This is a genomic window from Flavobacterium kayseriense, assembly GCF_014305095.1.
Taxonomy (GTDB): Bacteria; Bacteroidota; Bacteroidia; order Flavobacteriales; family Flavobacteriaceae; genus Flavobacterium; species Flavobacterium kayseriense.
Genome location: NZ_JACRUI010000001.1, coordinates 1332359 through 1355677 on the forward strand (window position 1 = coordinate 1332359; position 23319 = coordinate 1355677).

Sequence of the window (23319 nt, forward strand, 5' to 3'; positions counted from 1 at the left end):
TTTTTAAGCTATTCCATTTTTGTTCCGTCTCTTTTCTGACCACGCTTCTTATGCATTTTATTTTTCATTTTACTCTTTTCGCTTTCCATCTTGGTAAGCTGTTCTGGAGTAAGGATTGATTTCATTTTTGCATCCATTTTTTCTCTAGCTTGCTCATTTTTCTTTTTCATCTCCGCTCTTTGCTTTTCTCTAGCTGTAGCTTGCTCCTTAAAAACCTCTCTAATCTTTTCTTGTTGTTTAGTGTCAAGATTAAGGTCTTTAGTCATTTTTGCAATTCGTTTTTCAGTTCGCTCTTCAGGAGTTAATTTTTCCATGTTAGCTTTTTGAGGTCTTTTAGATCCGTCTTTTTTGTTTTGTGCAAAACCAGCTATGCTAACTAGTAATATTGCTGCAATTAATAATTTTTTCATGTTTAAAATTTTAAGTTATAGTAGTAAGACCATCATCTATAAGTAAGGTTTAACTCTTAACAAAAGTTTAGTAGAATAGTGGTTTATAACGTTAATAAAAACAAAACACTTTTATATCTTTGCAGTGTGAAAAAAATTGCATTAATAGTAGTGTTTTTAATGATCGCCAAGCCCGTTTTTCCGCTTGTCGACTATGCTGTTAATTATGATTATATCACGACTGTACTTTGCGAAAATAAAGCGAAACCTATTCTTCAATGTAATGGAAAATGTCATTTAATGAAAGAGCTGGCAAAAGCTTCTGCAAATGATGATAAACCTTTATCATCAGACAAAAAACAAAGTGCAAATACCTTGAACGATCTTTTCGTTGAGAACCTCTTTGATTTTTCATTTCAGACTTTTGAATCAGCTACAAATACTGTTTGCAATGATTCGTATACAAATTTGTATGCTCAATTAAATCCTCACACTATTTTTCATCCCCCAATTTTTAATTCTTAAATAAGAGCAACTACGTTTACAGATGCTTCAATTGAACATTTTCAATTGGATGACTACCGTGTATGCGTTAAAATCAAATTAAGTATTTAAAATTATTAAAAAAATAGAATGAAAAATTTATTAAATAAAGTAGTTGCGATAATCGCAGCAAGTATTTTTGTGACCGCTTGTACTAGTGATGAAGTGGCTGTTTCAGGAACTGGAAATTTAAAAGTTGAGTTTGATAATGCTTTTGGTAGCAATGATCTGATTCTAAGTACACAGGAAAACACGACATCTAACAGTGAGGTTTTAAAAATAAATAAAGTAAAATACATTATTAGTAATATCGTTTTAACTAACGAGGACGGTACTACATTTAAATATCCCAAAAGCGAAAGTTATTTTATTATTGATGAGGGAACGCCTGCAAGTTTGCTCGCTAATCTAGAGAATGTTCCTGCTGGAAATTATACAAAAATAAAATTTGGAATAGGGGTAGACCAAGAGCAATTTGATCTTGGAGCAACGGGTCAAGGTGACTTATTGGCAAACGCACAAGCGGCTGGTTTAACCTGGTCATGGGCCGCTGGCTACAAGTTTGTGGTAATGGAAGGGAGTTTTTCGTCTCCTACAGTTACAAACAGCGCGTCATTTAAGATACATACTGGTAAATCAGGATCAGATTACAATTACGCTGAGGTAACACTTGTTCTTCCTTCAAGAGCAATTGTTAGAACTTCTATTTCGCCAGTCGTTCACATTATTACTGATGTTTCAAAGATTTTAGATGGGGTTAATAAAATCAAACTTTCAGATAACAATCCAACGGGTACAGCGGCTGACATTATGTTTGGTTCTAATTTGTCTTTGATTACAACTAACGTGAGTGGAATGTTTAAAATTGACCACGTTCATAACGATTAATTTCAATTTTAGAAGCACAGGAGTGGATTGTTACCCATAGGTAGTCCCGTTTTTCACTGTATCTTTTACCTCGTTTGTCAAACGAGTTAAAAGGATGCCGTTGCAACCGGGGCTAGAATACCATTTTTATGCTTCTTTCTTAATTTAAAAATTATGAAAGTACGTTATATTTTAGGAATGCTTCTTCCTTTTTTTATGAGCTGCTCGGATAGTGATGATTCCTATGTAGATAGACCTCTTGACTTTACTGTACCATCTAATTTTCCTGCATTAGTGTATAATGTCGAGCTAAATCCACCAACAGAAAAAGGTTTTGAGCTAGGGAAAAAGCTTTTTTATGACGGAAGATTGTCTTCAGATGGTGTTGTGTCTTGTGGATTTTGTCATATTCAAGAAGATGCTTTTACACATCACGGACATACCTTGAGTCACGGTATCAATAATTTAGTCGGTGATCGAAATACGCCTTCTATCCAAAATCTAGCTTTTCAAACCACTTTTATGTACGATGGAGCTACAGATCATCTGGATCTATTACCCATTATTCCGTTAACAAATCCGGTAGAAATGAATGCTGATTTATCTGCTGTTGTGGTAATGATGAAGGCCGATCCTGTTTATAGGAATCTTTTCGCAGCAGCGTTTACAGACGGTAAAATTAATTCTGAAAATATGCTTAAGGCATTGTCTCAGTTTATGGTGATGATGATATCATCGAATTCTAAATATGATAAGTTTCGTCGTAACGAAGTGGGAGGAACGTTTTCGACTGAAGAAGCGGCGGGTTATGCTCTTTTTCAATTAAAATGCGCGACTTGTCATGCTACAGATTTAACGACTGACCATTCTTTTAGAAATAATGGAATTGTAGTTAATCCTGCTTTGAATGATGTTGGCCGGTATAGAGTAACACAACTAGTGTCCGATTCTTATAAATTTAAGGTACCTAGTTTGCGCAATGTCGAGAAAACGGCTCCCTACATGCACGATGGACGTTTTGGGACTTTAGAAGCAGTTTTAAATCATTACAGCAATGGAGTGAAGGACTCTCCAACTTTAGATCCTATTTTAAATAAAAACGGACAGTTGGGTATCCCTCTTTCTGATTCAGAAAAATTGCAGCTTATATCCTTTTTAAAAACATTAACAGACAATCAATATCTTACCGATAAACGATTTTCAGAATATTAAAAAACAGAATGAAAAATAAATTATTCATAGCTTTTTGCGTTGTGTTTCTAGCGCAAATGGTGTCTGCACATACTGAGAAAGACAGTATTTCAAGTTTTACTTTTCAACGAATGGCTTTGATGGACCATTTTGACTGTGATGCTTGCGGTTGTTCTGCTAGTGGAGGAAGTTTAGGATTTAGTTCAATGCTTAGCGCAAACTTTGTTGGTTTACGCTATTTTCACCAGAGTTATTCCAGCCGTGACGGAATTTTTGCTAATTCTCCTTGGATTGCTGAGAATTTTAATACGGTACAAGTGTGGTCAAAAATTCCCGTTACAGATAAAATTCAAATTGCAGCTTTGATTCCCTATCATTTTCATAATCGGGCATTAATAGCAGGTGTCGAAGAAATTCAGGGAATGGGTGATGCTTCTCTAATAGCAACCTATTCTGTTTACGAAACACAAAAAGACAGCACTGTTTTTACACATCATGTTCAAATTGGAGCTGGATTAAAGTTACCCACAGGAAAGTTTGAGGAAGCAAATAATGCTGGGACGGTTAATCAAAGTTTTCAGTTAGGGACAGGAAGTTGGGATTACTTATTTGTCACAGAGTATGTTATTAGAAAAAAGAATTTAGGATTAAATTCAATGTTAAATTACACCGTTAAAACTGAAAATAGAAAGCAATACCAGTTTGGGAATCAATTGAATTACGGTACTACCTTATTTTATGTTCTAGATGCAAATATGATTCAGCTTGTTCCTCAAGTTGGTGTGGCTGGCGAGGTTTACGCTAGTAATAAACAATATGGCCAATTGGTCCCTAATACCGCAGGAGATGTGCTTTTTAGTAAATTTGGACTTGAAGCGGGCAGAAATAAATTGTCAGTTGGAGTTAGCGCTATGTTGCCTATCAATCAAAATTTATCTAATGGAAACATTGAAGCAAAGTATCGTTGGACGTTTAATTTAAATTATACTTTATAGAGTTTTAACGCCTAATTATTTTCCAAAAGGTACTGTTCAATTATTATTGAACAGTACCTTTTTTTATTCTGCTATGGCAATGTTTAAAAATGGCTATTGTTTACCTGATGACTAAAATAATGTAATATTTAATTACCTTATTTAAAAGGCTATTTATTTGTGTTAAATTTTTGTTGTTTAAAGACCTGTATAGTAATTGTTGTTTGTGTCTAATAATTTGATATATAGTGTGTTGTTTGTTGCTATGGCTTGGGATTAATTGTTTTTTTGTGTTTTTTTAAGTATTTAAAACCAAAGTCTTAAAGTTTACGTAAATAATTTCTATAACTAACAAAATGTAAAATTATGAAGAATAGAAAAAGTAATTTAGGTTTAGCATCCATAATTGGATTAGGGTTATTATCATTAACTACAGTTTCTTGTAACAACGATGATAATAACGGTTCTAGCAACCAGACTCAGGCTCCAAACGTGAATTTCACAGCTTTGGCTAGCAACAATACAATTTTGACTTTTAACGCTCAAAATTTAACTACTGCAACATCAACTACAGCAATTGTTGGTTTGCCTGCGGCAGAGAATATTATAAGTATTGATTACAGACCAGCCACCGGTCAATTATATGCGCTTGGTTCATCAAGCCGAATTTATTTTATTAATGAAAAATCAGGAGTTGCAACAGCTGTAGGATCAACTATATTTTCTCCGGCAATTGTAGGAGCAAACGCTTCACTAGACTTTAACCCAACGGTTGATAGAATACGTCTAGTAACAGAATCAGGTCAAAACTTACGCTTACATCCAGAGTTAGGAACTGTAGTGTCTACAGATGGTTCTATTAATGGGGGAACAAATCCTAGAATTGGAGCTGTTGCTTATACAAATAGTGTGGCAGGTGCAACTACCACAATGTTATATGATATAGATTTTGCTCAAGATAAATTATACCTACAAAACCCACCAAACGATGGAGGTTTACAAGTAGTAGGAGATTTAGGTATTAATTTTGAAGGTACAGGCGATATGGATATTACTGCTGATAATGCTACTGCATTAGCAGTGACCAATAGCAATAGTATTTCTACTTTATTTACTATTAACCTAACAACTGGAAAAGCTACTAGTATTGGTAAATTTTCAGTTCCAGTTATAAGTATTGCTTTTAAAACGAATCCAATAGCTTATGCTACTACAGCTACAAATATGTTATTCCGTTTTGATCCTACCAAGGGAACAAGCACATCAGTTGCATTAACTGGGTTGGCCGCAAGTGAAACAATAGTTGGTTTAGATTTTAGACCTGCGAACGGAGGATTATATGCCTTATCAAATCAAAGTAGATTATTCTCTGTTAATACTTCAAGCGGAGCTTTAGCAGTTGTAGGAACAACATTAATTCCTGCATTAAGTGGTACTTCATTTGGTTTTGATTTTAATCCAACTGTAGATAGAATTCGTGTAGTTAGTAATACAGGTCAAAACTTACGCTTACACCCAGATTTAGGAACTGTAGTTTTCATAGATGGAACTCTTAAGCCGGGTACACCTTTTGTTAACGGAGCGGCTTATACGAACAATTTTGTAGGTGCAACTACAACTACCTTGTTCGTGGTAGATTCTCAAACAGATATGTTATACCGTCAAGAGCCACCAAATGATGGGGTGTTAGTGGCAGTTGGAAATTTAGGAGTTAACGTAGATGCTGATAGTGGTTTTGATATTGGTGGTAATAGTGCGATTGCTTATGCTTTATTGAAAGTAAATAACGCTACTGCAGTTTATACGATTAATTTAACTACAGGTGCAGCAACTAAAGTGTCAGATGTTAATATACAAGCTACTGCAATGGCGGTTGGACTAGGTTTCTAGACCAAACAATATTTTTGAATTAGTTAAAAAACGACTTCCTCACAGGAGTCGTTTTTTTTGTGATAAATCTACACTAATATAGGACCAACTTGTAAATGATTCAAAAAAAAAAGGAACTCAATTTGAGTTCCTTTTTTTAAATATAGAGTAGTATAAAATGTTTTATTCCTTCAATCGGCAAGCTTTTATATCTCCATCAACAACAACTTCAGTCATTCCTAAGGCAGATAAATTTTTCATGGCTTTATCCCACTTTTTACCGCTCAAATCTGATTTTATTTTAAGTAAACCAAACTCCATTTGGTTGTTATTAGCCTGTAGGATCGCGACGATAGTTTTTTCGTCTTCTTCTAGCTGTACTTGTTTCTTTTCAGGACGCATTTGCGGGAATAATAAAACCTCCTGAATCGATGCATTATTTGTCAAAAACATCATCAAGCGATCCATTCCTATTCCTAAACCAGAGGTTGGTGGCATACCATATTCTAGAGCTCTCAAGAAATCTTCATCGATAATTCCGTTAGCTTCATCGTCTCCTTTAGCAGCCAAACGCATTTGATCTTCAAAACGAGCTCTCTGATCAATAGGGTCATTTAGTTCAGAGTATGCATTTGCTACTTCTTTACCACAAACCATTAATTCAAAACGCTCTGTCAATTCCGGATTGTCACGGTGCTCTTTACAAAGAGGTGACATTTCCTTTGGGTAGTCTGTAATGAATGTTGGCTGAATGTAGTTTCCTTCGCATTTCGCTCCAAAAATTTCATCGATCAGTTTTCCTTTCCCCATTGTTTTGTCCACTTCAATCCCCATGCCTTTAGCAGCGTCATAAAGTTCCTCTTCTGTTTTACCAGAAATATCAAAACCTGTAAAATGCTTGATAGAATCAGTCATTGTAACTCGAGCATAAGGGGTTTTAAAGCTAATTTGGTGTTCACCAAACGTAGCTTCACTCGATCCGTTTACGCTCACAGCACAATGCTCTAGTAAGTTTTCAGTAAACTCCATCATCCAGTTGTAGTCTTTGTAGGCTACATATATTTCCATTGCGGTAAACTCAGGGTTGTGCGTTCTGTCCATCCCTTCATTTCTGAAGTTTTTAGAAAATTCATACACTCCATCAAATCCACCTACAATTAATCTTTTTAAGTACAATTCATTTGCAATACGCATGTACAATGGTATATCAAGTGAGTTATGGTGCGTAATAAACGGACGTGCCGCAGCACCACCAGGAATCGATTGTAAAACCGGAGTTTCAACCTCAAGATATCCTGCTTCGTTAAAAAAAGAACGCATCGCGTTAAACAATTTTGTTCTCTTGACAAAAGTATCTTTAACGTGTTGGTTTACCGTTAAATCTACATAGCGCATTCTATAACGCAACTCGGCATCATTAAAGGCATCATGAACTTTTCCGTCCTCATCCACTTTTGGCAAAGGCAACGGACGCAAAGTTTTACTCAAAAACGTGAATTCATCTACGCGAATGCATTGCGCACCAACTTTAGTAGTAAATAACTCTCCTACAATTCCTATAAAATCTCCTAAATCAGTTAGTTTCTTAAATACTTGGTTGTACAAGGTTTTATCCTCACCAGGACATAAAACATCGCGATTTAAATACAATTGGATACGACCTTCACTATCTTGAAGCTCAGCAAAACAAGCTTTTCCTTGATCTCTTACACTCATCAATCGCCCAGCAACTGTAACCATTTTCCCGTCTTCAAAAGTCGCTTTGACCTGCTTTGAAGTATGAGTTACAGGAAAAAGATTTGCAGGATAAGGATTGATGCCCAAATTGCGTAAGGATTGTAGTTTTTCTCTACGGATAATTTCTTGTTCAGATAATGCCATTAGGTTCTTGTTTTTAAGAGTGCAAATATAACAAATAGATTGCAAAATTCAGAATTCAGGATTTAGATTTTTTGAAGCACAATATTTATGGTTTTTCATGACGATTCGTCCCGCTATTCGCTATATCTTTTGTGCCTCCTGATAGCCATCGGGAGGCATAAAAGGATGCCGCTACTATCGGGGCTATATTCAGCGAAGTCGTATTTTTAGAAATTTTCTAAATGTACTTTTAATTCCTGCATAATTCTGTATCATTAATAATTTTAAAGTGAGAATTAAACCTTTTGATGCAATTGATAGTCTTACCAATGACATTGTGATAAAGCTTTGAATTATAATTCAAAATCTTTTCCTAAAATTTAAGTTTAGTTCAAGATACTATTGTAACAAATAGTGCTAAACTATATCAAAAATAAGGAAGATGCCAAAGAAAAAATACAAGACGTTTTTATAAAACTATTGTAGTCGATTAACCATTTTAAGCAGGAATTAATCTTAAACCGCGGATTTTTATCATTACTAAAATTTAAAAGATGGATATTTTAAAGTATCAAAACAGTCAGAAATACTTTTTTTGTTGGTAAGCGGTCAGAAAAACAAATACGAAATTAAAACAGCTACATATTTGAGAGCTTAGACATTTTATTAAAAAAAAAACATATTTAGAAAATCCATACTATGAAAAAAGCAAGTATTTTGTTAATCTTATTTTCAGCAATTTTTACATTTTTTGCATGTGGTAATTCAGATGAAGATATCGCCGTAACTAATTCTAACTCTGGATCAGCGACAGTTCCCGAAGTTTATAAAAAAATATACGGTGCCACTAGTATTACATCCGATGGAACTTATGTAACTATCAAAACCAATGGTCAGCCGGATCACAAGAGTGTGTATTACCCAACCACTAATGCTAAATACGAGGCGTTTAGCGGGACAACTACCTTTGGGAATTACACCTTTAAAAAGAATCCAAATACCATTAGCTTAACAAATGCATATACATTTAAAATACCATTAAATCCTGTGGTTGCAACAACACATGCTTCTACTCCTCTAGCCGCTATTGGCGTTGCTATAAATGGAGTGCCTTTATTCAACCAATACGCAGGTCCTAACCAACCATTGACAGATGAATTTCAATCTTTTGATCAATATTGGGGACATCCTACAGCGACAAGTATGTATCATTACCATATAGAGCCTCTTTACTTAACACAAACCAAAGGGAAAGATGCCTTAATGGGTTTCTTATTAGATGGCTTTCCTGTTTATGGTCCTGAAGAAAACGGTACTGCTGTAACTGGTCTAGATGTATACCACGGCCATACAGGGGCAACTGTTGACTATCCAAACGGAATTTACCATTACCACATCACTAATTCTGATCCTTACATCAACGGAAGCGGATTTTACGGTACTGCAGGAACATTTTCTAATTAGTTTTTTGCCTATCGCTAAGTTGTTAAGGTACTAAAATTTCATTTTATGTATTTGTGGTTCATTAAATTCAAAAACCTTTAAGAAAGGGTAGCCAGAACAATAACAAAGAGGCGAAACAAATCTGTATTTAAATACAATGAGTTTAAATAATAATTCTTTTACAAAAATAATCTTCTCTTTGATTGCAATAGTATTTTTTATTAGTTGCAATCAAGGTACAGAAGAGGCGCCTAAAAGACAAGCGCAAAAAACGCCTTCGATTTATAAAGTGGCGTCAGATGCGGGTTTCAATTTCAAACAAGATACCTTGTATTTTAAAACCGAAAAATATTCTGGAAAACAGTATGAGCTGTATCCTACTAAAGACACCGCATTTGTAAAACCCTATTTAAACGGTATGCTTGAAGGTGTTCAAAAACTATGGTACGACAATAAAGTCTTAGCCGAAGAGCGCCTGTATATTTCAAATAAAAAAGAGGGCATACACCAAAACTGGTGGGAAAATGGAAAGCCTAGATACAAATACCATTTTTACAACGATGAGTTTCATGGTGAAGTGCTAGAATGGTACAAAACCGGACAATTATTCAAAAAATTTCACTACACCAACGGACACGAAGAAGGTAGCGAAAGATTATGGTATGAAGACGGTAGCGTACGTGCCAATTATGTGATTAAAAAAGGCAAGAAATACGGTTTAATCGGAATTAAATTATGTAAAAACCCTTATGAAAAAAGTAGTAAATAGCAACTGGACTTTATTAATTGCGCTAGTAATTACAATCTCCTCTTGCAACAAAGCAAAAGAGGAAGATGAGGGACTTCCCTTTTTTAATTCCTATGAATTTACTCCAGAATGGATTAGCCCAGACAGTCCTGAATATACTAATATCCATACTATTCCTGACTTTTCTTTCACCAATCAAAATGGCGAAACAATAACGAAAGAAACTGTTGACGGTAAAATTTATGTAGCTAATTTCTTTTTTACCAGCTGTGGTAGCATCTGTCCAAAGATGACCGATAACATGGAAATTTTGCAAAACAAATTCAAGAATGATGACGCTGTTTTATTATTATCACATACTGTTGCTCCGGAGATTGACAAAGTTCCAATATTAAAAGAATACGCAAAAGAAAAAGGTTGTATTTCTGGGAAATGGCACTTGCTTACCGGTGACAAAGATGCGCTTTATTCGATAGCAAAAAAACAATATTTCGCTGGAGATTCTATTGGATATTTCGGAAAAGCGAATGATTTTTTACATACTGAAAATTTTATTTTGGTGGATAAAAAAGAACGCATACGAGGAATTTATAATGGTACCCTTGCTATAGAAATGGACCGAATCATAGAAGACATTATCACACTTAAAAAAGAGGATTAAATAAATTATATAGTTATCCATCATGATTCGAATTCATTTAAATAGCAGAAAATTCATAGGCGCTATTACTTATTTATTTTCTATAGCTACATTATTTTCTTGTAGTTCTTCAAACGAGGACACTGTTGAAACAGTGATAACCCCTACAGTCACAAATACAGTAGGCTTGATACGCAACGATGCCGGAGCATTGAATGATGGTTATGTGTTATTTGCCCCGATAGGCAGCAATACTACTTATTTAATAGATAAATGTGGGAAGCAAGTAAAGACTTGGGCTAGTAATTACAAACCGGGTCAATCTTGTTATTTACTGCCTGATGGAAGTTTATTAAGACCAGGAAATACTAATAATACCACTTTTAACGCCGGAGGAAAAGGTGGGGTTATTGAAAAGATTGATTGGAACGGAAATGTGACTTGGACCTACACGATATCTGATGCATTAAAATGCCAACACCACGATGTAAAAGCATTACCGAATGGAAATATTTTAATTATCGCTTGGGAATCAAAAACGAATACAGAAGCAATTGCACAAGGGCGGGATCCAAATTTGGTTCCCTCAACCGTGTGGAGCGAACAAATAATCGAAATCAAACCCACAGGAACCAATGGAGGTACAATTGTTTGGGAATGGCATTTATGGGATCATTTGGTTCAAGATTTTGACGCATCTAAACCAAATTTCGGAACCATTGCAGCATCCTCAAAATTGATTAATGTAAATTATAATGCTAGTGCTACAAACCAAGATTGGATTCACTTGAATTCAATTGACTATAATGCTGCTTTAGACCAAATCTTAGTGAGTTCACATTCTTTTAATGAAGTTTGGATTATTGATCACAGTACAACTACTGCTCAAGCCAAAAGTCACGCAGGCGGAAACTCGGGTAATGGTGGAGATTTAATTTATCGATGGGGAAACTCCTTAGCTTATAGTACTGGAACTACAACACAATTATTTGGACAACATAATGCGTATTGGATTGAGTCGGGATTTCCTTTTGAAAATCAAATCATGATTTTCAACAATGGAAACGGAAGAACGGGCGGGAATTATTCTACTATAGAAATCATAAAACCTCCAGTGAATGGGTATAATTATACTCAATCATTGCCATACGGCCCTAACACGACTTCATGGAATTACAATGCTGGAAATCCAAATAATATGTATGCTCAAAATATTTCGGGTGCACAGCAATTATCAAATGGGAATGTACTTTTTTGCAATGGTCCAGCTGGGATTTTTAGTGAAATAAATAGTAGTGGTAATTTAGTGTGGCAATATACAAATCCAGTAGCTAGTTCAGGTGTTTTAAAACAAAATGAAGTTGCTACACAAAATAGTGCTTTTAGAAGTACATTTTATCCCAAAACTTTCAGTGGTTTTAGCGGACGCACGCTTGGCTCTGGTGCTACAATCGAAGCTTTGAATTCGATTTCTAACTCATGTAAGTAGATCAAAAATAAAAAAAATGACACATAAATAAGTTTCATGAAGGTACTTTTATAAGGCGCTTTTTTTATTGTAAGAATATTTTGTTAAAATTTAGTTTGAAAAATTAAATCGTTTTATTTTTGGTTCGAAAAACAAACGCAATGAGAGAATTTATTCTGCTACTGCTTGCAGTAGTATTATTAAGTAGCTGTGAAGTTACTGAAACATTACATATTAATGCCGATGCTTCTGGAACAGTAGAATACGATAGTCATAGAAATGAAAGAAGCTACATGCAAATTGCTGGAGAACAATATGCTAAAGAAACTGTTTTCCGAGATACTACCTATTTTTTTAAAGATTATATAGATAAATACAACAGTAATTTTATTAAATATACTGAAACTGAACAAGAATTGTTTAGCACGTTTAAAAATGTAAAAGTGCACAGTAAAAAAAGTGCATTCGATAAGGAGTTTAGGACAACTATTTCTCAAGATTTTAACAAAGTGGAGGATGTGCCTGATCTTTCAAAAGCAGAGGATTATAGTAGTGACATCGCACATAATTATGCGCTAACAGCCGAAGAGCATTATTATAATATTCGTTTCGCCTTCAAAGACAATCAATTTCGCAGGATTGTAACTATTACTGATGCTGCTATGTTTGAAAAAGAGAAAGAAAAGTTAGAGTCTTACAATAAAATAGCTCAATTGAATCTCGTACAAACGTATGTGTTGAAATACCATTTTCCGCACCACATTAAATCGGTTTCTAATCCTAATACAGTGATTGGTTCCGACAAGAAATCACTGGAGTTACGTTTTACGATTCTGGACTTTTTAAAAGATCCAGTAAGTACGAATTTGGAAGTTATTTTGGAGAACTAATACTTAGTTTGAATGGCATGGTGGTTACTTCAGTTTAAAACTTTGTATCTTTGTCCTTCAAAATATTTGCCCAATATAAAATGAATAAATTAATTCAACTTCAAGATTTAGGAAATAAAGATTATCAAGAAACCTGGGAGTATCAAGAAGAACTTTTTAAAGGGATAGTTGATCTTAAAATAAAAAATAGGAGAGAGGAAACCAATATAGATACGCCTAATTATTTTCTTTTTGTAGAACACCCTCACGTTTATACTTTAGGTAAAAGTGGCGATTTAAGTAACTTACTTTTATCGGAGTCTCAGTTAGAAGACAAGGGAGCTACTTTTTATAAAATTAATCGAGGAGGTGATATTACGTATCACGGTCCAGGGCAAATTGTAGGATATCCAATTCTGGACTTAGAGAACTTTTTTACAGACATACACAAATACCTTCGTTTACTTGAGGAATCCATAATCCTTACGCTTCAAGAATACGGTTTAGACTGTGGACGTAGCGAAGGCGAAACAGGAGTATGGCTTGGAGTGGGGACGCCGTTTGCTCGTAAAATTTGTGCAATGGGAGTTCGTGCTTCGAGGTGGGTGACCATGCATGGATTTGCATTAAATGTAAATGCCGACTTGGGTTATTTTGATAATATTATCCCTTGCGGTATTCGAGGCAAAGCGGTCACAACATTAAATGTAGAATTAGGTGTCGATAGGGTAGATGAAAAAGAGGTAAAAGATAAGATTTTGAAACACTTCAAGGATTTGTTTGATTGTGAGTTTTAATAAAATGATCCGGTATTAATTACTAATCTTTAGTTTTAAATAAAAAGTTACTTGTTTGAAAGCTTACAATCATAAATATGTTGCTACAAATCTAAACTAAGTTGTTCTGGCAATAATTTAAATGTCATTCTGTGGTATTTAGTTGTGCCATATTTTCTGATAGCTTCTCGGTGCTCTTTCGTGGGATAGCCTTTGTTCTTTTTCCAATTGTACATGGGGTATTCTTCATGTATGCGATTCATGTATTCGTCTCGAGACGTTTTGGCTAAAACGGATGCTGCGGCAATACTCATGTATTTTGAGTCTCCCTTTACTATACTTTCATTAGGTATTGATTTTAACAATTCTATTTCTTCGATTGTAAACTTTTTGCCTGCACTACTTATTTGTCCAAGTTTTGCATTTAGTTTTCTGTTGCCGTCCACAATAATAAATTTTGGTAAAGGAGATAGCTTTAAAATAGATTCTTGCATTCCCTTCATTGAAGCATTCAAAATATTAATCTCATCAATTTCGTCAGGGAAAATATGTGATACTGCAAATACAATTGCACGCTGCTCTAGCAGTGGTTTTAGTTTTTTCCTTACCTTTTCAGATAGTTGCTTACTATCATTCAAGAGTGTATTTTCGAAATCCAGGGGTAATATAATGGCCGCTGCTGTAACGGGACCAGCTAAACAACCACGTCCTGCTTCATCTGTTCCGGCTTCAAGAGAAAGGTTAGAATAAGTAATTTTTAACATATTGCCTTTTTTGGGTAAAAGTATAGTTTTATAAGATATTTTGCATTAAAACGACCGAAAACAGATTCGTTATTGCGATTTTTTTATTAAATGTTATTAAAAGGTTAATATTTTAAGACTTTAAGTTTGGTTTTTTAAGATATATTTGTGAAGTTTGCAATTAACTAATTCAAAATTATTTAAAAATGAGATTAAAATTTAAATGGATTCTATCGCTACTCGTAGCGTTATCTATGCAGTTTTCTTTTGCACAAGAAAAAACTGTAAGCGGAACTGTTACGGATGCATCGGGTCCTATTCCCGGCGTAAATGTTGTTGTTAAAGGAAAGAAAACTGGTATCCAGACTGATTTTGATGGTAAGTTTGCTATCAGTGCTAAAACTGGAGATGTATTAGTATTTTCTTTTGTTGGTATGGAGGATAAATCAGTAGCTGTAGGTGCTTCTAATGTGATTAACGTTAGACTAGCATCTTCGTCACAAGCTTTAGATGAGGTTGTAGTAGTTGCATACGGTACTCAAAAAGCAAAGGCCATCGTTGGTTCGGTTGTGACAGTTGGTAAAGAGGTTTTAGAAAAACAACAAGCAACAAGTGTTTTGACAGCTTTACAAGGAAGCGTTGCGGGTGTTAATATTATCGCCGCTGGTGGTCAGCCAGGTGAAAACCCAACTATTCGTATTCGTGGAATTGGTTCTATTAATGCGTCTGCAGAACCTTTAATTGTTCTTGATGGTGCTCCTTTTAGTGGGAATTTAAACACTATAAGTTCAGATCAAATTGAATCTATCAGTGTTTTGAAAGATGCTTCTTCAACTGCCTTATATGGTTCTAGAGGTTCAAATGGTGTAATTTTAATTACTACCAAAAGAGGTAGATTAGCTTCTCCACCGAGAGTTACTGCTTCTACATTACTTGGTTTTGCAGGAAATGCTGTGAAATTACACGATTTAGTTGGTTCTGATACTTACATTAAGTACGCATGGGAAGGGTTAAGAAATGCAAATCAATATGTTAGTAATCAGACTGCTGCTGTTGCAGGAGCTAATGCTTCTAATCAATTGGTAGGTAACTTAGGGTACAATCCATATGCAGCAGCTGTACCAGTTGATGCTAATGGAAATTTAGTTACTACACAGAAAAAATGGGAGACTAACTGGGAAGACTTAATGTTGAATAATTCTGCGGTTAGAAAAGAACATACTTTTGGAGTAAGTGGAGGTAGTGATAATACATCTTATGCGTTTACTACGAATTATTTATCACAAGAAGGAAGTGTTGTTACTTCTAATTTTGACCGTGTTACAACACGTTTGAGTATTGATTCACAGATAAGTAAATCAATTAAAGCGGGTATAACGGCTTTCTATTCTACTTCTAGTCAGAATTTTCCAACTCAAAGTGGTTCTAGTTTTCAGAGTGCTGTACAATGGATCTATACTATTCCTTCATACTATCCAGTATACAGAAGAGATAATAATGGAGATTTAATTGTCGATGGTAGAGGAAATAATATTTTTGATTATGGTGCTAACAATAGCCAAATTTTGAATGGTACTCGTCCTCAATTAAACAATGAGAATGCTTATGGTGCTTTATTCAACTATAAAATTGAAAATAAAAGAGATAATTTTACTGCTAATGCTTACGTAGAATTTACTCTAGCTAAAGATTTGACTTTTAAAACAAATTTAGCTTACGACAAGTATTTGTTTGATTCTTATAATTATGCAAACAATGAAGTGGGATTCGCTTCAAGTGTTAATGGTAGGGTAACTCAGAACAGAGACATAACTACATCTACAAATTTAATCAACAGCTTAAATTATAAGAAATCATTTGGAAATCATAATTTTGCAGGTACTATAATTCAAGAGGCTTACAAGTATGAAATTGACGCTTTAGGTGCACAAGGGGAAGGATTTTTACCTGGAGTTTACGTGCTTGATGGTAGTACTACTCCTTCTAATGTTTCTGGTAGTACAACTGAAGAAAGAATTTCTAGTTACTTAGGTCGTTTGACTTATAACTTCAAAGAAAAATACTTCTTAGAAGGATCTTATCGTAGAGATGGATCATCACGCTTCAATAGTGATGTAAGATGGGGTAATTTTTATGCAGTAGGTGCTTCTTGGTTGATTTCTGAGGAAAACTTTCTAAAAAATAGTTCTGTAGTTGATCTTTTAAAACTTAAAGGTTCTTATGGTGAGCTTGGTAACAATAGACTTGCTTCTTACTTTCCATACAGACAATTATTTAATACAGGATGGAATGAGTTAGAAAATACTGGAGTTGTACTTGGAGGAGCAGTTGATACTGGTTTAACTTGGGAAAAGACAGCTTCTTCTAATATTGGATTAGAGTATGGTTTGTTTAACAATAGAATTTCTGGTACTGTTGATTATTACAGCAAAGAGTCTGTTGATTTGATTTACGGAAAACCAATTCCTGGTTCAACTGGAACAACTAGTATTACAACTAACATTGGTTCTATTAAAAATTCAGGATGGGAATTTGCTATCAATACTAGAAATATAGCTACTCCAAACTTTTTATGGACTACAGGACTGAACTTCTCTTTTGATAGAAATGAAATAACTGAACTTCCTTCTCCTTTTAATAATGGAAATAAAAAATGGGAAGTTGGACGTTCTTTGTATGAGTTTTTCATCCAAGACTGGGCGGGAGTTGATCCAGCTACTGGTTACGGTATGTGGTACAAAGATGTTTTAGGCACTAACGGTTTACCTACTGGCGAGCGTGTTACTACAAAAGTTTACAGCGAAGCAACTAGATATTATGTTGGTAAATCATCTTTACCTGATGTAGTTGGTGGTTTTACTAACTTCTTCAAGTACAAAAATGTTGATATGAATATTTTATTCAACTTCAGTTTTGGTTCATACGTGTACGATAGTACATATGCTAGTTTGATGGAAGGATTTGAAAGTTCAGGTAGAGCTGCTCATACTGACTTAATTAATCGTTGGCAACAGCCAGGGGATATTACAAATGTTCCTTTGTTCTTGACTTCAAACAATGATTTTAATGCCCAGTCTACTAGATTCTTATTTAAGAATGATTACATAAGATTGAAAGCTTTGAATATTGGTTATAATTTCCCTAAGTCATTAGTTGAAAGAGTAAAACTTTCTAAATTAAGAATGTTTTTACAAGCTGATAACGTGTTTACTTTTCAATCACACAAAGGAATTGACCCTGAGCAAGATTTAAATGGTGCTACGAACAGTAGATCATACAATCAAAGAATTGTTTCATTTGGTCTTAATTTAGAATTTTAATAAAAATATATATTTATGAAAACAATAACTTCAAAAATTTTAATTGCTTTTATCGCAATTTCAATGTTGGGTAGTTGTAGTCAAGAATTTCTTGATGAACCTCAGCCAACGAGCGGTGTACCTGAAACCGTTGTTTTTACTTCTAGAGCGGGTGTAGAAGCTTTTATATCTGGAATAATGCGTCGATTCAGAGGACAATTTACTAATGTTGATTCAGCTGGTGTTAATTCAATTTTTTATGCTCGTACTGTAAAAGGTAACGATGTTATAGCTGCAAATACTTGGTTTACTAATGATTATGCTAATGATAACCGTGAACCAACTTATAGAAGAACTTCTTTTTCATGGAATTACTGTTATTACATGATAAATCAAGCTAATACTTTAATTAATGGTGTTGAAGCTAGCGCTAGTTTATCAGCAGCAGACAAAAAAGAATTGGCTGCATATGGATATGCCTTAAGAGGTTTTTTCTATCATCAATTAGTTTTAGAATTTGCTCCAACATATTCAGCAGGTTTAACATTTCCAGCTCCGCCTATTTATACGGAGACAGCTGTTACAGGTAATGCAATGTCTACTGTAGGTGAAGTATATGCCTTAATTGTTAGTGATTTAACTAAAGCTGTTGATGGTTTAACTGCAAGTCGTATCGGGAAGTCTTATATTAACAAGAATACCGCTAATGGTATTTTAGCTCAGGTTTATCAAGTAATGGGCAATAAATGGCCAGAAGCTGAAGCAGCTGCGAAAGCAGCATATGGAGGAGTTCCTCTAAATGTTTTAAATGCTGCTAGTTATAGCGCTGGTTTCAACGATTATTCTAATGTTGAATGGATTTGGGGTAGTGCACAGTCATCAGACCAATCTAACTATTATTGGGGTTGGCCTCATGCAGGAACTGACTTCACAACTACTTCGTATGCTGCAACACATTTTAATGTGAATTTTGTTAGCTTGTTTTCTGCTACAGATGTACGTAATAGATTTGTACTAAGAAGTTCAACCTTACTACCAACTGATTTCAGATATTGGATTACAAATAAATTTAAATTTACTTTTGATGCAGATCATCCAATTATTAGAACTCCAGAAATGATTTTAATCGAAGCAGAAGCTTTATACAATCAAAGTAAGGTAACAGAGGCTCACAATTTACTTTATGTTTTGCAAAAAAATAGAGATGTAAATGCTGTTAAGTCTACAAATACAGGCGTTGCGTTGTTGAATGAAATTCTTGTTGAAAGAAGGAAAGAACTTTATGCTGAAATTGGTGTTGAGTGGTTTGATGCTAAACGTTTAAGAAGAGCTATAACTAGAACTGGGAATCACAGAATTCTTACACCTGGAAATCTTGCTGTTGACGATAAGAAGTTTTATTTGAAAGTTCCACAAGCAGAGATTGATGCAAATGATCTAATAGACGAATCTGTTAATGCTAACAGATAAGTAAAATAGATTTTTAATATATTAAACCGAGTTTGACTAACGTTGAACTCGGTTTTTTTGTTTTATTAACTACCTTTGCTGTGCTTATTTAATTTTATACTTATATATGTCCTAATGAGAATACTCTTTTTCTTATATTGTCTGTTGCTTCCAACACTATTTTTTGCTCAAGCCAAAACAGTACCCGTAACTGATTCTTATCAAAGTAAATCTGATACAATAAAAAAAGATGTTGTAGCTCCCATTGATCAGTATCGATTTATTTCTATAGAACGAGACACCACTTATTTAGATACATCGCTTACCATTCAGCGTGAATATAGTTTTAATTATTTACGACGAGATAATTTTGGATTGCTTCCATTTCCTAATGAGGGGCAAACCTATAATACTCTACAGTATAGCTTAACTAAATATTCTCCATATCCGGAATTTGGCTTTAAAGCGAAACATTTTGGTTTTTTAGAAGCTAATGATATCAAATACAGTTCGGTTGCAACTCCAGTTACTGAACTTTATTATAAATCTACGATGACTAAAGGTCAGTCTGTAGATTCTTTCTTTACCTTAAATATAACCCCGGGACTAAATTTTTCTATAGCTTATCGAGGATTACGATCAGAGGGTAAATACATCAACCAGCTCGCTAGTACCGGTAACTTTAGGTTTACGACAAATTATAATACTAAAGATTTTAGGTATGAATTAAAAGCACACTTTGTGTCACATGATATTCGCAATGAGGAAAATGGTGGTATTACTACCGTAGCTGATTTTGAAACTGCCGATGTTAGATTTGATAATAGACAACGTTTAGAAGTTTATTTGACTGATGCCGAATCTTTTTTAAAGGCCAATCGAATATTTGCAGATCATATTTTTAGAATTAATTCTAAAGCAGGTAATAACAATTTACTTGTTGCACATCAATTTAATTACGAAAACAAATTTTTCCAGTATTCACAGCCCACCGTTGCCTCCACAGTAGGATCATCCACAGTATTTCGTTTTGGAGACTCATTCGCAGCTAGTGATATAGCTGATCAGACTAGGTATAACAAGATGTATAATAAAGCTGGTTTGGTGTATGAGAATACGACTCTAGGTAAATTTAAATTTTATATTGATGATTTTAGAAGTAACTATTATTACAACCGAATACTTATTAGAGATGATAAAACTATTCCTGCAGCATTAAGCAGGAATATCAATACTATTGGTGGGCAATATGAATATCAAAAAAATAAATGGAGTGGAGATTTCTTACTCTCTAGATCAATTACGAATCAGTCCCTGTCCAATTTAGACGCAAAACTAAACTACGACTTAAATGAAGATTATCAATTTACATTCGGGTATCAAAACTTGAATAAATTGCCTAACGATAATTACAATTTATATCAAAGTAGTTATGTAGCCTACAATTGGTCTGAGGATTTCAAAAACGAAAAAATTAATGTACTGACTGGAGCAGTGCTCTCCCCTTGGATTACAGCTTCAGTTCAATTATCGACTCTTAATGACCATCTTTATTTTCGAGATGTTGCTAGTTCAGATCTTCAGCAGATTATTGCACCTAGTCAATACGATGGTACAATCAATTATGTCTCGGTAAAGTTAAGTAAGGAGTATAAGTTTGGTAAATTTAGTTTTGACAATACCGTGCTATATCAAAAAGTTGATCAACAGGATAATATACTAAATGTGCCTGAATTGGTAACTAGAAATACCATTTACATCACAGATTATTTCTTTAAAAAAGCCCTGTTTTTTCAAGCAGGACTAACGCTTAATTATTTTACTAAATATCTTGCTAACGAATATAATCCAGTTGTAGGAGAGTTTTTTGTTCAAAATAAAAAAGAAATTGGAAATTTCCCTACAGTAGATTTTTTCATCAACGCTAAAATTCAAAGAACTAGAATATATGTTAAGGCAGAGCATTTTAATTCATCACTAACAGGTAATAATTTCTTTTCATCTCCTACTAATCCTTATCGTGATTTTACGGTGCGATTCGGTTTGACTTGGAATTTCTTTAATTAATTTTAAGGCGTTTTAACCCGCTGTACACTTTATCTTTCCTTGCTTAAAGAAAGCAAGTAAAGGATGTCGTTTCCATCGGTAACGCAAAAACCTAACTTCACAATCAAGCTATTTTTTACAACAAAATAGTATCTTTGCAAAAATTATACAACAAAATAGAATCTTAAATCAGAACGAGATGCAATACGCAGAAAATATATTAGGTACAATTGGAGGAACTCCTTTAGTAAAGTTAAATAGAGTTACGAAAGAAATTGATGCTTTGATACTTGCTAAAGTGGAGACATTCAATCCAGGGAACTCAACTAAGGATCGTATGGCGATGAAGATGATTGATGATGCCGAGGCAGATGGTCGTTTGCAACCTGGAGGAACCATTATTGAAGGTACCTCAGGGAATACAGGAATGGGATTAGCACTTGTTGCAATTATTCGTGGGTATAAATTAATTTGTGTAATTTCAGATAAGCAGTCAAAGGAGAAGATGGATATACTCCGAGCTGTTGGTGCAAAAGTTGTTGTATGCCCAACAGATGTTGAACCGACTGATCCAAGGTCGTATTATTCAGTTTCTAAACGTTTGGCTACAGAAACACCTAACTCTTGGTATGTAAACCAATACGATAATCCTTCAAATGCATTAGCGCATTACGAACAAACTGGTCCTGAAATATGGGAACAAACAGAGGGTAAGATTACGCACTTTGTAGTTGGCGTAGGAACAGGTGGAACTATATCTGGAATTGGGCGTTACTTAAAAGAGAAAAACCCAAATATTAAAATCTGGGGAATTGATACTTACGGTTCTGTTTTTAAAAAATATCATGAAACTGGAATTTTTGATGAAAATGAAATTTACTCGTACATCACTGAAGGAATTGGTGAGGATATTTTACCTAAGAATGTTGATTTCTCTCTTATTGATGGATTTACAAAAGTAACAGATAAAGATGCAGCAGTATACACAAGAAAGATAGCTCTTGAAGAAGGGATCTTTGTTGGTAATTCTGCAGGAGCATGCGTAAAAGGGCTTTTGCAGTTGCAACACCACTTTAAGCCAGAAGATGTTGTAGTTGTTTTGTTTCATGATTCAGGTAGCCGTTATGTAGGTAAAATGTTTAATGATGATTGGATGCGTGAAAGAGGTTTCTTAGAGGAGCCAATCACGAAGGCAGAAGATGTCATTAAAGATCATATAGATAAACCACTGATTGTGGTACGCACCGAAGAATTGGTTTCGCATGCAATCGAGAGAATGCGTAAATATAAAATCTCGCAGATTCCGGTCATCGATATTACAGGTTTTGTTGGTTCTCTTGATGAATCTGATTTGTTTCAGAGTTATGTAAATGATAAAAACACTGCAGACAGACCTATTCGAGAAGTGATGGGGAAACCATTCCCAATAGTCGAAAAAGGTACCACTATCGAGGAAGTTTCCAAATTGTTTACGAGAGAAAATCCGGCTGTTTTGATTGATTTAGGTAACGGTAAGCATCATATAATCACTAAGTATGACATTATTGGTTCGATAAAATAATTTTTTTCACCATGAATTTTAATTGCTTTGCATAGTGCTTAAGTAGTTAAAATTCGTGGTTTTTTTACAACATTTTTTTCTGCATTTTATTCCTTCTATTATGACGTTTACTGCTATTGACTTTGAAACCGCCATTGGTCATCATCCTTGCTCTGTAGGTATTATAACAGTTAATAATGGTGTCATTGTTGATGAATTTGTAAGTCTAATTAAACCTCCTAACAATCTTTATTCGCCATTTACTACCAAGGTTCACGGTATCTTTCCTCGTGATACTGTTAATGCAATGACGTTTGCTCAGGTGTATCCTGAAATTCAAAAGCGATTACAAAACCGAATTGTTGTAGCACACAATGAAAGCTTTGACCGAAACGTACTTGTAAAAACAATGGCTTTAAATGGTCTTAGCTATGAGTATTTAAACATTGCAGTTAAGTGGGAATGTACCTTAAAAATATATAAGGCCAAAGGATTTAAACCTACGAAATTAAGTGATTGCTGTACTGTAATGAATATCAAGCTGAATCATCACGAGGCACTATCAGATGCTCGCGCTTGTGCTCAACTCTTCCTACTTCAATAAA

The 23319-nt window shown here is 34.5% G+C and carries 19 protein-coding genes; 16 read left to right on the forward strand and 3 right to left on the reverse strand.

All coding sequences use genetic code 11. The features are described 5' to 3' along the window. Window positions 1–8: 8 nt before the first annotated feature. A complete protein-coding gene (locus H8R22_RS05740; protein WP_187008516.1) occupies window positions 9–410 on the reverse strand; it encodes a hypothetical protein in 402 nt (133 codons plus the stop codon). A gap of 126 nt (window positions 411–536) precedes the next feature. On the opposite strand from H8R22_RS05740, the gene H8R22_RS05745 reads away from it, so the two are divergent. From H8R22_RS05745 to H8R22_RS05765, 5 genes are all read left to right on the forward strand, one after another. Further along, complete coding sequence (locus H8R22_RS05745) at window positions 537–914, forward strand: hypothetical protein (RefSeq protein WP_317171719.1); 378 nt, start codon at window positions 537–539, stop codon at window positions 912–914. Window positions 915–1022: 108 nt separating this feature from the next. Continuing rightward, a complete protein-coding gene (locus H8R22_RS05750) occupies window positions 1023–1820 on the forward strand; it encodes an MbnP family protein (RefSeq protein WP_187008515.1) in 798 nt (265 codons plus the stop codon). A 153-nt stretch (window positions 1821–1973) separates the two neighbouring features. Then, window positions 1974–3011: a cytochrome-c peroxidase gene (locus tag H8R22_RS05755; protein ID WP_187008514.1), complete on the forward strand. Its 1038-nt coding sequence runs from the start codon at window positions 1974–1976 to the stop codon at window positions 3009–3011. An 8-nt stretch (window positions 3012–3019) separates the two neighbouring features. Then, entirely contained in the window at window positions 3020–3985 is a 966-nt protein-coding gene (locus H8R22_RS05760) for a transporter (protein WP_225875969.1), read from the forward strand. A gap of 345 nt (window positions 3986–4330) precedes the next feature. Beyond that, window positions 4331–5854: a DUF4394 domain-containing protein gene (locus H8R22_RS05765; RefSeq protein ID WP_187008513.1), complete on the forward strand. Its 1524-nt coding sequence runs from the start codon at window positions 4331–4333 to the stop codon at window positions 5852–5854. Window positions 5855–6016: 162 nt separating this feature from the next. Here H8R22_RS05765 and lysS read toward each other — a convergent pair whose 3' ends face one another. Continuing rightward, window positions 6017–7714, reverse strand: a complete 1698-nt coding sequence (gene lysS, locus H8R22_RS05770; RefSeq protein WP_187008512.1) for a lysine--tRNA ligase — start codon at window positions 7712–7714, stop codon at window positions 6017–6019. 678 nt (window positions 7715–8392) lie between these two features. On the opposite strand from lysS, the gene H8R22_RS05775 reads away from it, so the two are divergent. The 6 genes from H8R22_RS05775 to lipB all read left to right on the forward strand — a co-directional run bounded on the left by H8R22_RS05775 (window position 8393) and on the right by lipB (window position 13658). Beyond that, window positions 8393–9157 carry a YHYH protein gene (locus tag H8R22_RS05775; protein WP_187008511.1) on the forward strand — a complete coding sequence of 255 codons (765 nt, stop codon included), beginning with the start codon at window positions 8393–8395 and terminating at the stop codon, window positions 9155–9157. Between the two features lie 136 nt (window positions 9158–9293). Beyond that, window positions 9294–9905, forward strand: coding sequence for a toxin-antitoxin system YwqK family antitoxin (locus H8R22_RS05780; RefSeq protein ID WP_187008510.1), 612 nt, complete (start codon window positions 9294–9296; stop codon window positions 9903–9905). Further along, complete coding sequence (locus tag H8R22_RS05785) at window positions 9886–10545, forward strand: SCO family protein (RefSeq protein ID WP_187008509.1); 660 nt, start codon at window positions 9886–9888, stop codon at window positions 10543–10545. The genes H8R22_RS05780 and H8R22_RS05785 overlap by 20 nt, the downstream gene beginning before the upstream one ends. 22 nt (window positions 10546–10567) lie before the next feature. Beyond that, window positions 10568–12013 (forward strand): aryl-sulfate sulfotransferase, encoded by a 1446-nt coding sequence (locus H8R22_RS05790; RefSeq protein WP_187008508.1) that lies wholly within the window; start codon window positions 10568–10570, stop codon window positions 12011–12013. Window positions 12014–12153: 140 nt separating this feature from the next. Next, the gene (locus H8R22_RS05795) at window positions 12154–12882 is read left to right on the forward strand and encodes a hypothetical protein (RefSeq protein ID WP_187008507.1); all 729 of its coding nucleotides are present in this window, start codon (window positions 12154–12156) and stop codon (window positions 12880–12882) included. An 80-nt stretch (window positions 12883–12962) separates the two neighbouring features. After that, window positions 12963–13658 carry a lipoyl(octanoyl) transferase LipB gene (lipB, locus tag H8R22_RS05800; protein WP_187008506.1) on the forward strand — a complete coding sequence of 232 codons (696 nt, stop codon included), beginning with the start codon at window positions 12963–12965 and terminating at the stop codon, window positions 13656–13658. Between the two features lie 83 nt (window positions 13659–13741). Here lipB and H8R22_RS05805 read toward each other — a convergent pair whose 3' ends face one another. Further along, complete coding sequence (locus H8R22_RS05805; protein WP_187008505.1) at window positions 13742–14401, reverse strand: ribonuclease HII; 660 nt, start codon at window positions 14399–14401, stop codon at window positions 13742–13744. A gap of 185 nt (window positions 14402–14586) precedes the next feature. On the opposite strand from H8R22_RS05805, the gene H8R22_RS05810 reads away from it, so the two are divergent. From H8R22_RS05810 to H8R22_RS05830, 5 genes are all read left to right on the forward strand, one after another. After that, the gene (locus H8R22_RS05810) at window positions 14587–17700 is read left to right on the forward strand and encodes a SusC/RagA family TonB-linked outer membrane protein (RefSeq protein ID WP_187008504.1); all 3114 of its coding nucleotides are present in this window, start codon (window positions 14587–14589) and stop codon (window positions 17698–17700) included. Window positions 17701–17715: 15 nt separating this feature from the next. Beyond that, window positions 17716–19149, forward strand: coding sequence for a RagB/SusD family nutrient uptake outer membrane protein (locus H8R22_RS05815; protein WP_187008503.1), 1434 nt, complete (start codon window positions 17716–17718; stop codon window positions 19147–19149). Between the two features lie 114 nt (window positions 19150–19263). Next, window positions 19264–21195: a putative porin gene (locus H8R22_RS05820; protein ID WP_187008502.1), complete on the forward strand. Its 1932-nt coding sequence runs from the start codon at window positions 19264–19266 to the stop codon at window positions 21193–21195. Window positions 21196–21373: 178 nt separating this feature from the next. Continuing rightward, entirely contained in the window at window positions 21374–22735 is a 1362-nt protein-coding gene (locus H8R22_RS05825) for a pyridoxal-phosphate dependent enzyme (protein ID WP_187008501.1), read from the forward strand. A gap of 100 nt (window positions 22736–22835) precedes the next feature. Then, window positions 22836–23318 (forward strand): 3'-5' exonuclease, encoded by a 483-nt coding sequence (locus H8R22_RS05830; protein WP_187008500.1) that lies wholly within the window; start codon window positions 22836–22838, stop codon window positions 23316–23318. Window position 23319: the final 1 nt, after the last annotated feature.

Excerpts from the sequence above, each read along its gene's own strand:
- H8R22_RS05825 (WP_187008501.1), top strand. The coding sequence starts at position 21,374 with ATGCAATACGCAGAAAATATATTAGGTACAATTGGAGGAACTCCTTTA.
- H8R22_RS05815 (WP_187008503.1), top strand. The coding sequence starts at position 17,716 with ATGAAAACAATAACTTCAAAAATTTTAATTGCTTTTATCGCAATTTCA.
- H8R22_RS05830 (WP_187008500.1), top strand. The coding sequence starts at position 22,836 with ATGACGTTTACTGCTATTGACTTTGAAACCGCCATTGGTCATCATCCT.
- lipB (WP_187008506.1), top strand. The coding sequence starts at position 12,963 with ATGAATAAATTAATTCAACTTCAAGATTTAGGAAATAAAGATTATCAA.
- H8R22_RS05820 (WP_187008502.1), top strand. The coding sequence starts at position 19,264 with ATGAGAATACTCTTTTTCTTATATTGTCTGTTGCTTCCAACACTATTT.
- H8R22_RS05750 (WP_187008515.1), top strand. The coding sequence starts at position 1,023 with ATGAAAAATTTATTAAATAAAGTAGTTGCGATAATCGCAGCAAGTATT.
- H8R22_RS05785 (WP_187008509.1), top strand. The coding sequence starts at position 9,886 with ATGAAAAAAGTAGTAAATAGCAACTGGACTTTATTAATTGCGCTAGTA.
- H8R22_RS05760 (WP_225875969.1), top strand. The coding sequence starts at position 3,020 with ATGAAAAATAAATTATTCATAGCTTTTTGCGTTGTGTTTCTAGCGCAA.
- H8R22_RS05805 (WP_187008505.1), bottom strand. The coding sequence starts at position 14,401 with ATGTTAAAAATTACTTATTCTAACCTTTCTCTTGAAGCCGGAACAGAT.
- H8R22_RS05740 (WP_187008516.1), bottom strand. The coding sequence starts at position 410 with ATGAAAAAATTATTAATTGCAGCAATATTACTAGTTAGCATAGCTGGT.
- lysS (WP_187008512.1), bottom strand. The coding sequence starts at position 7,714 with ATGGCATTATCTGAACAAGAAATTATCCGTAGAGAAAAACTACAATCC.
- H8R22_RS05810 (WP_187008504.1), top strand. The coding sequence starts at position 14,587 with ATGAGATTAAAATTTAAATGGATTCTATCGCTACTCGTAGCGTTATCT.
- H8R22_RS05795 (WP_187008507.1), top strand. The coding sequence starts at position 12,154 with ATGAGAGAATTTATTCTGCTACTGCTTGCAGTAGTATTATTAAGTAGC.
- H8R22_RS05780 (WP_187008510.1), top strand. The coding sequence starts at position 9,294 with ATGAGTTTAAATAATAATTCTTTTACAAAAATAATCTTCTCTTTGATT.
- H8R22_RS05790 (WP_187008508.1), top strand. The coding sequence starts at position 10,568 with ATGATTCGAATTCATTTAAATAGCAGAAAATTCATAGGCGCTATTACT.
- H8R22_RS05755 (WP_187008514.1), top strand. The coding sequence starts at position 1,974 with ATGAAAGTACGTTATATTTTAGGAATGCTTCTTCCTTTTTTTATGAGC.
- H8R22_RS05765 (WP_187008513.1), top strand. The coding sequence starts at position 4,331 with ATGAAGAATAGAAAAAGTAATTTAGGTTTAGCATCCATAATTGGATTA.
- H8R22_RS05775 (WP_187008511.1), top strand. The coding sequence starts at position 8,393 with ATGAAAAAAGCAAGTATTTTGTTAATCTTATTTTCAGCAATTTTTACA.